Source organism: Siminovitchia sp. FSL H7-0308 (assembly GCF_037980985.1).
Taxonomy (GTDB): Bacteria; Bacillota; Bacilli; order Bacillales; family Bacillaceae_C; genus Siminovitchia; species Siminovitchia thermophila.
In genome coordinates this window covers 413313-430330 of record NZ_CP150282.1, presented here as the reverse complement: position 1 = coordinate 430330, position 17018 = coordinate 413313, and the positions used below count along the sequence as shown (strand labels likewise).

The 17018-nt window shown below is 42.7% G+C and carries 11 protein-coding genes; 5 read left to right on the top strand and 6 right to left on the bottom strand.

Features of this window, described 5'->3' with window-relative positions:
* The first annotated feature begins 23 nt into the window (after nt 1-23).
* Nucleotides 24-1505 carry a sodium/proline symporter gene (locus tag MHB50_RS02010; protein ID WP_077109904.1) on the top strand — a complete coding sequence of 494 codons (1482 nt, stop codon included), beginning with the start codon at nt 24-26 and terminating at the stop codon, nt 1503-1505.
* A 229-nt stretch (nt 1506-1734) separates the two neighbouring features.
* On the opposite strand, the gene MHB50_RS02005 is transcribed toward MHB50_RS02010, so the two are convergent.
* The 5 genes from MHB50_RS02005 to MHB50_RS01985 form a co-directional block, all read right to left on the bottom strand.
* A complete protein-coding gene (locus MHB50_RS02005) occupies nt 1735-3075 on the bottom strand; it encodes a (Fe-S)-binding protein (RefSeq protein ID WP_321189652.1) in 1341 nt (446 codons plus the stop codon).
* Nucleotides 3072-4478 carry an FAD-linked oxidase C-terminal domain-containing protein gene (locus MHB50_RS02000; protein ID WP_077109903.1) on the bottom strand — a complete coding sequence of 469 codons (1407 nt, stop codon included), beginning with the start codon at nt 4476-4478 and terminating at the stop codon, nt 3072-3074. Before MHB50_RS02000 ends, MHB50_RS02005 begins: the two co-directional genes overlap by 4 nt.
* A gap of 133 nt (nt 4479-4611) precedes the next feature.
* Nucleotides 4612-6483, bottom strand: a complete 1872-nt coding sequence (locus tag MHB50_RS01995) for a sigma 54-interacting transcriptional regulator (RefSeq protein ID WP_236016988.1) — start codon at nt 6481-6483, stop codon at nt 4612-4614.
* A gap of 366 nt (nt 6484-6849) precedes the next feature.
* Entirely contained in the window at nt 6850-7320 is a 471-nt protein-coding gene (locus tag MHB50_RS01990; protein ID WP_077109902.1) for a hypothetical protein, read from the bottom strand.
* Nucleotides 7321-7338: 18 nt separating this feature from the next.
* Nucleotides 7339-8319, bottom strand: a complete 981-nt coding sequence (locus MHB50_RS01985) for a trypsin-like peptidase domain-containing protein (RefSeq protein WP_077109901.1) — start codon at nt 8317-8319, stop codon at nt 7339-7341.
* Between the two features lie 657 nt (nt 8320-8976).
* Here MHB50_RS01985 and MHB50_RS01980 point away from each other — a divergent pair.
* The gene (locus tag MHB50_RS01980) at nt 8977-9168 is read left to right on the top strand and encodes a transposase (protein ID WP_328799778.1); all 192 of its coding nucleotides are present in this window, start codon (nt 8977-8979) and stop codon (nt 9166-9168) included.
* A 258-nt stretch (nt 9169-9426) separates the two neighbouring features.
* Here the strand turns inward: MHB50_RS01980 and MHB50_RS01975 are convergent, their stop codons facing one another.
* On the bottom strand, nt 9427-10908 hold the full coding sequence (locus MHB50_RS01975) for an aldehyde dehydrogenase family protein (protein WP_077109899.1): 1482 nt from the start codon (nt 10906-10908) through the stop codon (nt 9427-9429).
* A 327-nt stretch (nt 10909-11235) separates the two neighbouring features.
* Between MHB50_RS01975 and MHB50_RS01970 the strand changes: the two genes are divergently transcribed.
* The 3 genes from MHB50_RS01970 (at nt 11236) to MHB50_RS01960 (ending at nt 16716) form a co-directional block, all read left to right on the top strand.
* Nucleotides 11236-12873: a solute carrier family 23 protein gene (locus MHB50_RS01970; RefSeq protein ID WP_077109898.1), complete on the top strand. Its 1638-nt coding sequence runs from the start codon at nt 11236-11238 to the stop codon at nt 12871-12873.
* Nucleotides 12874-13067: 194 nt separating this feature from the next.
* Entirely contained in the window at nt 13068-15224 is a 2157-nt protein-coding gene (locus MHB50_RS01965; protein ID WP_077109897.1) for an MMPL family transporter, read from the top strand.
* An 862-nt stretch (nt 15225-16086) separates the two neighbouring features.
* On the top strand, nt 16087-16716 hold the full coding sequence (locus MHB50_RS01960; RefSeq protein WP_077109895.1) for an SGNH/GDSL hydrolase family protein: 630 nt from the start codon (nt 16087-16089) through the stop codon (nt 16714-16716).
* Nucleotides 16717-17018 lie beyond the last annotated feature (302 nt).

The following is a 17018-nucleotide window of genomic DNA, read 5'->3' as shown; positions in this document are numbered from 1 at the left end:
CTAAAAATAAGGAGTAGATGACAATGCATACTGTCATACTTGTTGAATTCGCCTTGTATTGTCTGATATTGGTCGCGGTGGGATACTATTTCAGCAGGAAAGACATGGGACATTCGGAGTTTCTTCTTGGCGGTAAAAAGCTGCCCGGCTGGACGCTTGCCTTTTCAGAAAGGGCGACAGGCGAATCCGCCTGGCTTCTGCTTGGCTATACGGGTTTTGTGTTTATGACCGGTTTTTCTGCCATTTGGGTAGCTGTAGGCATTGCATCGGGCATCATCTTTTCTTGGTTGTTTTTGGCGAAAAAGTTTATGGGAGAAGCCGAAAAATATCAAGTTATGACACTCCCCGGATACTTGGCCAAAAGGTTTGAATCGAAAGCCAAAATCATTCTGTGGATATGTACCATACTGATTATCAGCTTTATGATGTTTTATTTTGGCGCCCAAATCGCCGGCGCGGGGAAAACATTGTTTACCGTCTTTGGCATCAAGCCGGTGACAGGCGTTTTGATCAGTATCAGCATTGTCATTCTGCTCTCTTATCTCGGCGGATTCATCGCCGTCGTCTGGACCGATATGATTCAAAGCTTGATGATGCTGCTTACCCTTGTCGGCCTGCCCATTATCGCATTATTTAAAATCAAAGCGGAGAATCTGTCCATCCTTGATGCCTTAGTAAGTGCGGGTCCGACGATGGATTCGTGGACGGGCGGATTAACAGGATTCGCACTGGGTCTTTTACTATTTAACAATTTTGCCTGGTTCTTCGGATTTCTTGGAGGCCAACCACAATTAAGCGCGCGTTTTATGGCATTAAAAAACAGATCAGAAGCCAACACGGGAACAGCAGTGGCGATTTTATGGACCGTGTTTGCCTATACCGGGGCTTTCTTGATCGGGATTACCGCTTTGACATTATATAGAGGCCAAGCTTTTGCGGATGTGGAAACGATCTTGCCCTTAATGGTTCTTGATTTGTTCCCTGAGTGGATTGCGGGCATCCTTCTTGCCGGTATTTTGGCAGCGATCATTTCGACAGCAGATTCGCAATTACTTGTGGTAACGAGTTCCGTCAGCGAAGATATTGTCCGAAATGCGCTTGGTATCAACTTGTCAGAAAAAAAGCTCGTTTTGGTATCCAGGCTAACGATCCTTGGAGCCGGCTTCCTTGGACTCATGATCGCCCTTTTTTCCAAATCGCTCGTTTATTTGATTGTCAGTTGGGCATGGGCAGGAGTCGGTTGCACACTCTCACCGGCCATCATTCTCACCTTCTTTTGGAGAAAATACTCTGGAACCGGCGTGATCGCCACGATTATTTCCGGATTTGTGGGAACGGTCGTCTGGATCTCCACGCCTCTTGAGGAAATCATCTCTTCCCGCTTTACCACATTTTTTATCGCTTTGGCCTTCGGTGTCATTTTCAGCCTTCTCTTCCCTGAAAAACAACAAGCGGATAAACAAGCGAAAGACGAAATTGCTGTTGGCAGCGCACTGAATGGATAGCAGGAAGACGGCAAGATGACTATTGAAGTATATTTACGGCATAAAGTGAAACTTCATTCAGTAGGCGTTTTCTTTCCATCTCCTGCTGAATGTTAGTTGAACTAATAGGGCATTTAGGTGCCGTTTCTCACACTTAGACCTTTTATATTCACTCAAGATTTCGATGTGGGAGGCTTACGCGGCACCTTACATGCCGGATAAAAGAGCGCCTGAGCCGCCATGCGCTCTTTTATGATTCAATCCCGCAAGCTTCCGCGAGCACCTCCACAATATGCAAAGCCCGGGCATTCTCAAGTCCGCTTCTTTCCACCCCCAGCTTCATTTGCAACAGGCAGCCCGGGTTGGTCGTCACGATCGTTTTGGCTTTGGTTGCTTTAACGTTTTCCATTTTATCATCAAGGATTTTCATCGATTCATCAAAGTGGATCAAATTATAGATTCCGCCGGAAGCACAGCAACGGTCGCTCCCTTTCATTTCCACAAACTCGGCCCCCGGAACCGAGCGTAACAGCTCCCTCGGTTGGATGGATACACCCTGGACGTTTCGCAAATGACAGGAATCCTGATACGTAATGATCCCGTCCCATTCCTCTTTTTTATAAGGAAGCGGGCCATACTCCACGAGCATTTCTGTTATATCGCGGGACTTTTCAGTAAACCGCCGGGCACGCTCTTCCCATTCTGGCTCTCCTTTTAAATGCTTATCATATTCACAAAGCATCGCGCCGCAACCACCGGCATTGTTGATAAAATAGGCCGCTCCGGACGATTCGAAAGCCTCGATATTGGCTTTTGCCAATTCTTTTGCTTCCTGTATCATTCCCTGGTGGGCATGCAATGCACCGCAACAGCTTTGTGCTTTGGGGATAAACACCTTACACCCCACTTTCTGGAGCAATTCAATGGTCATCCGGTTTATGTTTGACATCATGGCATCCATGACACATCCTGTAAAAAAAGCGACAGTCGCTTTTTTCTCGCCGTCGGCCGGATAGATTTCACCATATTTATACCGCTTCAATGGAGATTCCACATTCGGCAGGATTTTTTCAAACTGCCCCATCGACTCGGATACTTTATGCACGAGCTTCAGCTTACGGGCCAACTTGTTGGCGCCTGTTTTTTGATAAAGCCATGTGGCGTTTCCGATCAGACGAAGCCGTTTGCGGTGAGGAAAAACATTGTTCAGCACTTTGTCGCGAATCTTTACGCCAACAGAAGACTTGTTCTCCTCCTCTTTTTGCTGCTGGGCAATGACGCTCCTGGCCGCTTCATAGATTTCACCGTAAGGGACGCTTACCGGGCAGGCAACTTCACAGGCGCGACAGCCAAGACAAAGATCAATCGGTTCGGCAAGGTCTTTTTGCAAATCAATTTTGCCTTCTGCCGCCATTTTCACTAGATTGATTCTCCCTCTCGGCGATTGGGATTCCTTCCCCATCGATTCATACGTAGGGCAGGCTGGAAGGCAATAACCACACTGAACACACATATTAGCCGCCTCATAAGTCAGTTCATGGAGCAGAGAAACGTATTGATGTTCTGGATGACAGACAGCATTGTTTTTCACGTTAAAACCACCTTTGTTTGACCGGGCTGCGGAAAAATTTTGCCGGGATTCAAAATTCCGTTCGGGTCCCAGGCATCTTTAATTTTTTTCATCATCTGAACGCCTTCTTTTCCGAGTTCCATTTCCATATACGGCGACTTCAACGTACCAATGCCGTGCTCTCCCGACAGTGTGCCGCCCAATTCAACCGCTGCTTCAAAAATCTCACTCACCGCGGACTCCACCCGCTTCATTTCTTCCACATTCCGCTTATCCGTAATAATATTTGGATGAAGGTTTCCGTCTCCGGCATGGCCAAACACCACGAGGTTTAGTTGATATTTGTCACGTATGGCATGTAGCCGCTCCATCATTTTCGGAATTTCGCTCCGGGGGACCGTTGCATCTTCAGAAATTTTCGTTGGGCCCATTTTTGTGATCGCAGGCGAAACCATCTTTCTCGCCCTCCAAATGTTAGCCCGTTCTTCCTCGGTTTGGGCCACCCTCACTTCTGTTGCTTTTTGTGCAAAACAAATCGCTTCACATCGTTGGATTTCCTCGGCGATGGCTGCCTCATGCCCATCAATTTCAACAATAATGATCGCTTCCGCTTCGACCGGCAGCCCGCTTGGCGTGTAGCTTTCTACCGCACGGATGCAAGCGTTATCCATTAATTCCATTGCGCTTGGCAAAATTCCGGCAGATAAAATATTCGTTATGGCATGACCCGAATCTATTAATCTTTCAAACGATGCAAGCAATGTTTTCCGAGCCTGCGGTTTCGGTATCAACCTTACTATCGCCTCAGTCACAATTCCAAGCGTTCCTTCCGAACCGACAATCAGTCGCGTTAAATCATACCCGGTTACATTTTTCACTGTCTTCCCGCCGGTACGGATGATCTCCCCTGTTGGTGTAACGACTTCGAGACCTATGGCATATTCCTTCGTCGTTCCATATTTTAATCCTTTTGGCCCGCTCGAATTTTCAAGCAAATTTCCGCCTATTGTAGAAACGTGGGAACTGCTTGGATCGGGCGGATAAAACAATCCTGCTTCTTCTGCCTGTTGATGAATGTCTCCGGTAATGACGCTGGGAGAAACGATGGCCAGTAAATTTTCCCTGTCAATAACCAGCTTCTTATGAAACTGGGACATGTCAAGGACAATACCGCCTTTTACAGGCAGCGAGCCGCCGCTTAACGATGTGGCCGCCCCTCTTGGATATATAGGGATCATATGTTCATTGGCAAGCTTCATAATAGCCGCAATCTGCTCTTTATTTTCCGGTTGGATAACGAGATCGGGCAAATATTCCCCGAAAGAAGCATCAAAACTATATGAATATCTGTCTGCTATTTGGGTTAAAATTCGGCCTTCAGGGATGAGCGGGCGGACAAGTTCGCATATTTCTTCCGTCTTCATTGTGGTTCACTCCTACTTCATACATCGTTCTAAGATAATATTATGCAAATATGATGCCATCCATCATCTCAATGGAATCACAACTGCGTGAAATAAAAATGAAACAAAACGAAACATTTTTTCTCATTTTGTTTCATTTCGTTTCAATTCTCCAGGTTTTCAGTTTTCTCCAAAACGTTGTCCGGCTCATTCCCAATTCAGCCGCCGCTTTCCCTTTATGAAAATGATGCTTTTCAAGAGCACGGATGATTCTTTCTTTTTCGGATAAAAAGGATGGGTTGCTTTCAGTGGACTCTCGCTCCCCTTGCTCCGGCAAATGCTTGGCCAGCTCCAGTTCATCAATGACTTGTCCCTTGCAAAGTACTGTCAACCTTTCACAAAAGTTTTGCAGCTGACGAATATTGCCTTCCCATCTTTGCTCTGAAAGCAATTGCAGTGCCGATTTGGTGAATGTCACTTTTTGTAAAAAGGCCTCCGCCAAAACCGCGATGTCCTCGGGCCGCTCCCTCAATGGCGGCAGTTTGAGATCCAGCACACTCAATCTATAAAATAAGTCCGCCCGGAATTCGTTATTTTGCACCATTTTCAGTAAGTCTTGATTCGTTGCCGCAATAATTCTTACATCAACCGGAATAACTTTATCGTCTCCGACCCTCATAATTTCCCTTTCCTGGAGAACGCGAAGCAAGCGGCTTTGCAACTTGGGAGAGATTTCTCCAATTTCATCGAGAAACAGCGTCCCTCGATGCGCAAGTTCGAAAAAACCCTGTTTGCCGCCTTTCATCGCTCCGGTAAAGGCCCCTTCCACATAACCGAAAAGTTCACTTTCGAGCAAGCTCTCCGGAAGCGCGGCACAATTAATCGCCACAAACGGATTATTGCTTCGCTGGCTATGGTTATGAACGCTTTGGGCAAACATTTCCTTCCCCGTTCCTGTTTCCCCAATAATTAATATATTTGAATCCGCCTCGCTGTAGGATTTTGCCGTATCAATGACTTCTTGGATGGCCTTACTTTTGTGAAAAATGTCTCCAAACGAATATTTCGCGACATGGCCCCTCATATGCATTTTTTTACGGATCTTTCCTTCCATTTCTTGAATTCCGGTCACATCCTGGAAAGCGACCATATCTCCCACACGCTTGCCCTTGAGAAAGATCCCGGCTTTTTTCACGGATAACTGAATCGATTCATAGGAAATGATATCTTCGTGAAAATCTTTTTCATCAAGCAGGCGGTCAAGAAGTTCACCCTTAGACAAAACATCTGTAATCGGAGCTCCAAGCAAATGAGAACCGGAAATACCCAATATTTTTTGAGCGGATATATTAAAAATGGACACTTTTCTATTTAGGTCAACAGCTATAACCCCCTCATAGGCATTGTCCAAAATGGTTTTGTATTGCTGGGCCTTCTCCTGCTCTTTCCTGCTTACGATGGCGAGGCGCTTTGCTTCAGTCAAGGCTTGCCGAAACGACTCTTTTCCAGTTTCAATCAACATCGTTCTCAACCCGATTTGGTCGGCATATTTGCACGTATTATAACCTGATAAGATAACTTCGCAACCTTCACTTGCCGCCAAGTCTACGAGATGATCCGATGAACGAATATCATCCAGAATATATTTGTGAATCGGCAATTCAATAATATCCTCCAAATTCTCCACACCAAAAATCATGTTCGCCGCACCAATCACCGCAACCTTTTTTTGTCCGAAACGTTTCCTGCATTCATCCAGGCTGCGGATCAAATCAATTCCTTGAACAGGAATATCAACGATTGGAGTGGAATCGTGACTTTCTTTTAATAGTTTTGACACGAGCCCCCTTGAAATGATCACATCGGCATCAAACGTTTTTCCCCTTACTTGATCCGTAGGAACAACCACTTCTTCCAATATGAAATCAGGCCCCTCACGATCTTCACTCTCTTCGGTCAAAAGAAACTCATGAAACCTGTCCAGCGCATTTGTTATGTAATTTTTTTGGGGAACGACGAGTTTCATTTTAATCAAGGAAAGACTCTCCTTCACCTTAGAGTTTTATCATCCTGATCCACTTCCATAACGGATAACCGTTTCAATCATGTTTTTCTCTATTATACATTAAGCCGTACATATAGATAAAAACCTACCCGGTTTTTATGGAAAACAGCGCCTGCATTCACGTTCTTTCCACAGAGACGACAGGCAAAAAAAGGGTAAAATCAGATGAACATATGATAAAAATAATAAAAAAAGCTTATAGAGAAAAAATACCTGCTTTCTCTACAAGCTGAGAGTGGTAAATCCCACTCTTTTTTTATAAGGTTTTGGAAGAAACATCATTCGTTTATCTACCTCGTATCATTAAAATGAATTTAACTTTAATGATTAATGACCAACTCTAGGATGTAACACTTCAACACTTTCGATTTTCCCAATCATCGCAGGATATGATTCTTTAATAGGAGATTTCACAATAAAAGTTATATAGTCACCATTTTTTAAATTTAAACCTGTACTCGGTATTGAATAAAGTCTCAACCCGCCTATCGATTCAAAATATTTCATATATTCTTCTTCTAATTTTTTATCATTTTTAGACATTATGAACATGTTATGATAATAATCTTGAAAGTGGTTATCCATATTATGAAAATAATCTTTTTCAAACTCACTATCTTGTTTTTCTCTTTGATCAAGATAGCCGAAGTAATAATAGCCAGACATTTTAAACTCAATCTCTTCTTCTTTCACTACTTCATTTTTTACTTCCTTATTCTCAAAAACTATTTGTTTATAGAAAAAAAATATCATGGCTATTATTATACCTAATAACAAAAAGAAAATGATCCTCTTCATTTCAGTGAAACACCTGTTTTATTGTTTTAAAAAAAGAATTTTAAGTGGGTCTAAAGCAGTTCCATAATTTTTTTGATTAATTGTGCTACCTGCAGAATGGACTCCGATAACCTTGTTTGTATTATTATCCAACACAGGAGCACCACTTTGTCCACCATAAGTGTCAATTGTATAGCTTAAAACTCCATTGCTCAAGTTAGCACTCCCACTCATTATATACTGATTATAATTTGGTTTATCAGCAGGATAACCTCCAATTTTTACAGTTCTTGAGGAAGCATTTTCTAAATCTAAAGTTCCTAACCCAATAGACAAATCATCCTGCATTGTAACAGCGCCAATGTCAGTAGCTATTTGCCCAGTATTAATATATTCAGATGGAATTTTAACAGAACTTGCGTAAGAAACATCATCATACACTCCATCTTTCATTCCTCTATATATAGCCATTCCTAATACATAACCTTGAACAAAGTTCTCGTCCATTTCACGTGTATAAATACAATGAGCAGAAGTTAGCACTTTTCCTTGAGCCAAATTATCTTTAAAAAACGATCCTGAACATCTATAAATCACTAATTCATTAAAAGTATTTAAATATATAGATTCCAAGTAGACCGTTTGTTTATACGGGGTAACATTAATATTAGAAACTTTGGTTCGTCCATCAGGACCGATAACGACCGAAGGCGAAACGCTATTGGATTCACTTCCTTCATTATCTCCTACTATTTTTACGTTTGAAACTTCATAATCCGGATTATGTTTATTCCATTTTTCTAGATATTGCACCTCATTTAATACCGTGTTATTTTCAGCTAAAAAGGACAAATCAATATCTTTCCCTTTTATGATTCGACTTAATGATTCATCGCCTTCTTTAACCGATTGTGAATAAATAGGTTCTTCATGTATGGTTAATGGACTTGCACTTACAAACGTAGGAACAGACAACAAAAATAAAGTAACTAGTAAAATAACACCTAATTGTTTTCTCATAAACAACACCCCTTTTATTAATTTCAACTTCCAAAGAACTTCGTTCCTTAGATGATTGGTGAGTTGATTAACAAGACAATATCATAAAGTGATATTTTTGTAAAATATTAATATTTAAAATATTATCATTATATCTATAGAATTATGAAATCCCATAATATGTTCATATGCCAAGTGAATTTAATCACTCACACTTTCAGTGATACCTCGAACTCAACAGGACGGTTTGTATTCATCTAATCCATCGATACCAAAACATGTATGATCATTTTTATATATGTAATTTATCAAAAGTATTTAAGAAAGATGGACGAATGTCAAAAAGGTAATGTAAAGCAATTATGCTAAATAGCTTATCGAACGTTCGAAGTAGTTTGAACGGATAAAAAGAATTTGGAATGAAGGTGGAGAAAGTTGGATGGACGAAATAGAATTTGAGTAAGTAATTAAGTCATACTGTAGTATAACTTAGCACTTTTTGTTTTTATTCTTGCCGAACTAGCAAGTGACTATGAAGATCATGAATGAAACGATGTAACGGTAGTAACTGATGTTCCACCACAAGAAGTGGGAACAAAAGAAGCCAAAGAGTTTAAGCATTTCTTGCAACAAAAGCACCTAGTAACACGCAACGGTGATAAAATTGCTTCATACAAGATGGAGTATTCAAAAAGAACGGAGCGCCAACTGGAAAGGGAAATTCAAACGAAGCTTCGCAGATTCAAAAGAACGCATGGGCTTCGTTATTGTCGGTTGAGGGGGTTACAAAAGGCATCCGAGCAGGTGCTTCTCACTGGAGCCTGTCAGAACATGAAGAAGATTGCCTTACACCTGGACAGACAGGGCTAGGTGTAAGGGAGGCTTTTTTTCTTTGAGAAAAGGGTAAAATCAGATGAACATATCAATAAAAAAGCTTATAGAGAAAAAACACCTGCTTTCTCTACAAGCTGAGGTGACTGTCCGAAAAGTAATATTTCAGCTCGAAAATTTAAAAAAGCAAACCCAAGAATGCCGTAAAATCAACATTCTTGGGTTTTACATTTTAGTGTATTTCCTCTAAATTGAACTTTTTAGACAGCCCTGTTTCCCTATTATATAGATAATAGATTAGTAATTATCAATTTGCGCCCGCTGAATTTTTCCGCTGTAGTCTACGTATAGCGATCTCCACTCCGTAAAGACATCAAGGGAAGCGACTCCGGAATCCCTGTGGCCATTTCCTGTTCCTTTTGTTCCCCCAAACGGCAAGTGGATTTCCGCTCCCGTCGTACCCGCATTGACGTACACGATACCCGTATCGAAATCGCGCATGGCGCGGAATACTTTGTTGACATCGGCTGTAAAAATCGAGCTGGATAATCCGAATTTCACACTATTGTTCACTTCAATGGCTTCATCTAAGTCTTTTACCGGTATAAAAGAAACGACAGGCCCAAAAATTTCTTCCTGGGCGATTCTCATGTCGGCTCTGACGTCTGTAAAGAGCGTCGGTTGATAATAGTTCCCTTTATCGAGACCGTTACCGGTTGCAATCTCACCGCCGGCCAACATTTTGGCTCCTTCTTCTTGCCCGATCTTCACGTACTCATGAATTTTTTCCAAAGCAGAGCGGTTAATGACAGGTCCGACATCAACGGATTCATCGAGCCCATCTCCAAGCTTCAAATTGTTCATTTTCTCTAATACTTTTTGCTCAAGGGCTTCCTTGACCGTCTCTTGCACAATCACACGGCTGCAAGCGGTACACCTTTGGCCTGTTGTACCAAACGCACTCCAAACAATGCCGTCCGCGGCCAAATCCAGATCAGCATCTTCCAATACCGTTACGGCATTTTTTCCGCCCATCTCCAGTGACGTACGTTTCAATAGTTCACCTGCACGGCCATTGATTTTAGCGCCAACTTCATTGGAGCCTGTAAATGAAACGAGATCAATCCCTGGATGTTCAACGATCGCGTTGCCCACAACGCTTCCCGAGCCATATACAAGGTTCAGCAATCCTTTTGGAAGGCCGGCTTCTTCATATATTTTTACAAATTCGGCTGCCAAGAACGGGGTTTCTGTCGCCGGTTTCCAAACAACGGCATTCCCGGCAACAAGGGCCGGAAGCGATTTCCAAGAGGCAATGGCAATGGGGAAATTCCAAGGTGTAATCAATCCCGCAACACCAACCGGTACCCGTACGCTCATCGCAAATTTGTCTCTTAATTCGGATGGAACAGTCTCACCAAACAACCGGCGCCCTTCTCCTGCCATATAAAATGCCATATCAATTGCTTCCTGCACTTCTCCACGGGCTTCGGCAATCACTTTCCCCATTTCCGTCGTCAACACTTGGGCTAATTCTTCTTTTCTTTCCTTTAACAGGTTAGCGACTGTATATAAAATATCTGCCCGTTCCGGAGCGGGAACTAATGCCCATTTTTTCTGCGCCATTTTAGCAGCCTGCACCGCACGGTCCACATCTTTTTCGGTCGATGACGTTACTTCTCCAAGTACTTCGCCGTTTGCCGGATTCGTATTTTGAACCCATTCACCAGATTCTGAAGCAACCCATTCCCCATTAATGTAGTTGACATAACGTTTCATCCCATATTCCTCCTCGCTTTCTATATTATGTAATTCCCCACCGTGACCAGCAAAAATAATTGAAACGCTTTCGTACATATACTGTAACTTTATCCTACTTATAACTCTATGGTCAACATGTACAAAAATGATGAAGTTGATCTTGTTTTTTATTTATATGTCACGAATGAGATGCTTTTTTTCATACAATTCTCAAAGGATTTATTCACATTTTTGCATGTTTATAAAAAACTTTTTTTGCTTTTCCCGTGTTTATCGTCTATAATAAAGATAGATATACAAATTCCATTCATTTTCGTATGAACATATATTTAGAGGTGTTGCTGATTGTTTGGTGATGATCGATTTCGCGATTACCAACCCGCAAGCCTCCGCAAAGATTTCGTTTCTGGGATCACTGTCGGTATCGTAGCCATTCCACTTGGAATGGCTTTTGCCATGGCTTCAGGTGTAAAACCCGAATATGGCATTTATACGACGATCATTGCCGGATTGATTGTATCTTTGTTGGGAGGCTCCCGCTTTCAAATTGCGGGTCCTACAGGAGCATTTATTCCGATTTTGCTCGCCGTCGTACTTCAATATGGTTATGAAAATTTATTAATAGCCGGTCTCATGTCGGGAATTCTTTTGGTCATCATGAGCTTTTTAAAACTGGGGAACCTAGTCCACTTTATACCAAGGTCCGTCACAATCGGATTTACCACGGGGATTGCTGTCATTATTTTCACCGGACAGCTTGGAAATTTTTTGGGCTTGGATCATCTGGAAAAAAAGGAATACTTCCATCAAAATATGGCGGAACTTTTTCGTCATCTAGACCAAATAAACGGGTACAGTATATTAACAGCTTTCATTGGCCTTCTCGTCATTATGATTATCCCAAGGCTTTTCCCGCGGATTCCGGTTTTATTGGTCGGATTGTTGATTCCGACTTTATGTGCCGTCATCTTTTACCCTGGACAAGTTGAGACAATTGGCACGGCCTTTGGCGGAATACCGCAGTCACTGCCAAAGTTTCAGTTTCCGGAGATAACATTGGAAAAAATAACGATGCTCATAACACCCGCTCTTGTGATAGCCGCTCTTGGAGCAATAGAATCCTTGCTGTCAGCAGTAGTTGCCGACAGTATGACGGGAGACAGACATAAATCAAACCGTGAGTTGTTTGGACAGGGCATTGCCAATATCGTTTCTCCTTTGTTTGGCGGAATTCCGGCGACAGGTGCGATCGCGCGAACAGCAACAAATATTAAATCAGGCGCTGTCAGCCCATTGTCCGGAGTCATTCACAGTGTTTTCGTCTTGCTGACGTTGCTTCTTTTTGCGCCGTATGCTTCGTATATTCCGCTTGCCGCAATGGCTCCGATTCTGATGCTAGTGGCTTGGAATATGAGCGGATACAAAGCTTTTCAACATATTCTACAGTTAAAGACAAGCGACTCGCTCGTTCTCGTCGTTACATTTCTTTTAACGGTATTTGTCAATTTGACCGTCGCCGTCCAAGTGGGCTTGCTGCTCGCTGTTCTTTCTTTCGTCAAAAAGAAAAGCGAACAACTGCAAATCGACAATCCGCCTGATCCGCAAAAGCGGAAACAGGAAACACTTGATTTGACTGCTCACTTCCAAATAAAAACTTTTACGATAAAAGGTCCATTATTTTTCGGTACCGCCCAAAGCTTTGAACATTCCTTAATGGCCTCAATTGGAAGAATGCCTTCGGTCATTTTGCTCGATATGCAGCATGTAACCATGATAGATGCGACCGGAGAGGATAAACTCGCTTCCATTATCGAAAATATAAAAAAAGCGGGAAGCACGGTTCTAGTTTCCGGGCTGCCTGATTGGGGTATTGAACTGTTTAAAAAGAGCGGATTGTATGAAAAAATTGGCGCCTCATGCTTTTTCCCGGATGAATCCAGCGCAAGAGAATCAGCCTTTCGCCGTCAAGAAACGGCAGACTGATTCTTTTTTTATTTGCTGTCTTCTTTTCTTCATCCGGTTTGCGGCAAAGGAAGCTTTTTATCAAACATTTGACATAGAAGTTTTATGAAAACCGAAACAGGAAAGATGTAAGTAATGGTATTCTATACATAGAGCATCCGATGGACGGATTCATTCTTCCAAATGAGTAAAAAAGAGAAGAGCGAGGATCATTGATGGAAAAATTCGGTTCCTTTATTTATAAACAAAGAAAACTAGTATTGTTTGCTTGGATCGTTATCACAGCTGTTTTCGGATTTTTTGCATTAAAGCTCCCATCTGTTTTGGAGGGAAGCGGATTTGAATATAACGGCATGTATAATGAAGTAGAAAATAAGCTTGAAAAAGAATTTGACATTCCCCAATCATCCACTATCTTATTATTTGAAAAAAAAGATACAGGGAAATCCGAAAATTTCGCCGCCTATATTGAAAATACACTAAAAGAAGTCAAAAAAGTAGAAGATGTTGACTTAAACCGCTCGCCGCTGGAACATCCGGAAATGATGAAAGACAATGTGGCATACGCGCTTCTTTCCCTGGATGAAGAAAAAAATGAAATGAGCGGACAAATATCGGATGTTCGCGATAAACTAAAAGACGATAAACAGTTTAAGGCCAGCTTGACAGGCGGGCATGTCATTGAGGAAGACATGAGCAAAGCCGCGCAGGACGACCTCGTCCGGGCTGAATTAATTGGCATTCCAATTGCCCTGATTGTGTTGCTTTTGGCTTTTAGAGGGCTCGTCGCAGCTATCATCCCGCTTCTGACCGGATTTGTAAGCGTCATTTTCTCTATGGGATTGCTTTATTTTACCGGGAACACAATGGATTTATCGATTTTTGTGCTAAACGTCGCTCCGATGATCGGGCTTGCCCTTGGAATCGACTTCGCCCTATTGTTTGTAAACCGTTTTAGGGAGGAACTGACGACACAGCCTGTTGAAGAAGCCATTATCAAAACAGTGGCGACTTCCGGAAGAACGATTATCTTCTCCGGCCTGTGCGTGCTTCTGGGCATGATCGGCATGTTATTCATCGAAGTAGGTGTTTTTCAGGCTGTTGCATTGGCAGGAGTGGCGGTTGTCTTCACATCCGTATTGGCCGCGAATACCTTTTTGCCTGCTTTGCTTTCCATTCTTGGGCCGCGCATCAATAAACTGATGATTTTTCGGGAAAAGAAAAAGGAATCGAGCGCTTGGCATGCTTTTGCAACATTTGTTATGAAACGGCCTGTCATCATGGCTGTGCTGGCTTCGCTTCTGCTCATTACCGGGGCCCTTCCCGTTGGAAAAATGAATTTGGTCATTCCCGAAGCGGATGCCTTGCCGAAGACTTTTGAAGCAAGAACAGCATTTGAAACATTTGAGGATCATTTCAAAACGAAAAACGAGGTGACGGTTCCCGTCATAGCAGAAACTGAGGGAAAAATCACTGACAGGAAAACGCTGGAAGACTTGGAAAAAGTGGTTGACCAGCTAAAAGAAGATCCGCTCGTAAATAAAGTAGACTCGTTTTTTTCCGCGACCGACTTAAGCGCAGATGAAATCATCAACGCACTCGCCGTTCCTGAAATGGCTCAACAAGTAAACCCTGCCATCGATCAATTAACAAATGACGGGGATGCTTTGTTTCAAGTGACACTGGATACCGACACGTCATCCAAAGAAGCAAAAGACTGGGTAAGGTCTTGGAGTGATGACCAAGGTGAAATCCCGCTTCTTGTCGGAGGACATCCGAAATTCCAGCAGGAAATTTTTGATGAAATTTACGATAAAATTTTTTACAGCCTTGCTTTTATCTTAATTTCAACTTATGTGATTTTATTTATCGCCTTCAGGTCCGTCCTTATTCCATTAAAGGCGATCATCATGAATATCATCAGTCTGAGCTGTACATTCGGCCTCGTCGTTTGGTTATTCCAGGGCGGGCACTTGGGCTTTCATCCGGTAGACATCGCGCTCATGATTCCAGTATTCGCCTTCAGCATCGTATTCGGACTAAGCATGGACTATGAAGTCTTTCTCATTTCACGGATTCACGAAATATATATGAAGACACACGACAACGATCGGGCTACGCTTGAAGGCCTGATATCGACGAGTAAAATCATCACATCCGCGGCAGCCATTATGATTGTCATTACTGGGGCCTTCGCTTTTACCGGAGTCGTACCCGTCCAACAGATGGGAGTGACGGTTGCCATCGCGATATTTATTGATGCAACCATCGTCCGGATGGTCTTAGTGCCCTCTCTGATGAAATTGCTTGGAGACCTGAATTGGTGGGCACCGTTTCAAAAGAAAGCCAAATCAAGGAGCAGAAGCCATTAAGGCAACTGCTCTTTTTCAACTCTCCCATTTTGAATCACCTCATTCTTTCGGAGGTTAAGCTTCCAACTGAGAAAATGCGAAAAGAACGACCATGCCTCCAAACTCTATAGTCTACAGCCTCTCAAAGCAGTTCTGCTTTTGTGATGGAACAGACTATTAGAAAGAGTTTATTCTATTCTATAAGAGCGGGGACAGAAACCCCGTAAAAATGAATAAACCGCATGGAATCAAGTTGGTACTTACCCCCGAAAGTTAGAGTAGAAAATATAACTTTTAGGGGTAACCACCGTTTGAAAAACCTTGATTTCACAACGGTTTTATTCTCACGGTTTTTACGAATATCAATTAGCTTTCAACTTATGTCCCAGCCCCATCATTTTCTTCGCCGCAGGGCATTGCAAGAGCCAATCATCCGCCACTCCATGTAATGGTGCATACGCCCACTGCATCTAGAATTTGCCCGCAATATCGCAAGATCCTAGTCAATGTCTTCCTGGCGGATATTATTTGAAAAGCTTTCGTTTTATCAGCGCGGAAAACTTAGAACGTCAGTCATAAAGAGTGTCAGCTTTGAAATTGATATACACACAGAGCTCATTAATTGATTTTTTACCAAAATACAATGAAAATATAAAAAAGCAATGGCAAAGGGGCAGGAAAAGTATAAAAGAATGGGCCGGGACATACCCTGTAAAAATGAATAAACCGCATGGAATCAAGTTTGTCACAACGGTTTTATTCTCACGGTTTTTACGAATATCAATCAGCTTTCAACCTATGTCCCAGCCCTATTCAGAAAGACGAAAACATTCTGGGCTGATTTTTTCTCAATAAATACAAGAAACTGGAGGAGCATTATATCTTGTTTAGAAAGCATAGATACAACCTGACCGGAAAGAAATGGCTCATAATTGGCGACAGTATAACGGATCAAAAGCATTCACCACAGACAAAGAAATACCATGATTACATCAAGGAACGGACAGGCTGTACGGTCATCAACTACGGCCTATCAGGAACGGGCTACACAACGGAAGAAACATTTTTAGAACGGCTTATGCGAACTCCTTTGGATGTCGACTATGTGACAGTTTTTGGCGGAACAAATGACTTCAGACTGGGAAAGAAGCCGCTTGGAGAATTTGGGGATGCCACGAATGATACTTTTTACGGCGCCTTGGACATATTCTTGCAAGCACTGATCCAGAAATACCCGACCAAACAATTAAGCGTGATCACCCCGTTGCCGCGCTGGCGGGAAAACGAAGGGGAGTTTAACAGCCGTGGCGAAACGCTGGACCAATATGTCGAAGCGATCAAGGAAACCGCCGCACTCTGCGGCATCCCCGTCAAAGATATGTACCGGGAAGGCGGAATCTATGTAAAAAACCCCGACTTTCTTTCAAATTTTATGCCAGACGGACTGCACCCTAACAGCAAAGGACACCAATACTTTCACCAAAAAATTTTAAGCTTTATAGAGAGCCTGTAAGAACAAAAGACCGGATGACACTCTGAGCGTGTCCCATCGATCAAATGCGAGGATTTCTGTTAATCCACGGGGAATTTTACTCCTATACGCGGGTAAGTTCCGCCTATATGCGGGTATTTCCTTCTATATGCGGGTAAGTTTCTCCTATACGCGGGTATTTCCTTCTATACGCGGGTAAGCTCCCCTATACGCGGGTAAATTCCCCTATACGCGGGTAAGCTCCCCTATACGCGGGTAAGTTCCTCCTATACGCGGGTAAGTTTCTCCTATACGCGGGTATTTCCTTCTATACGCGGGTAAAT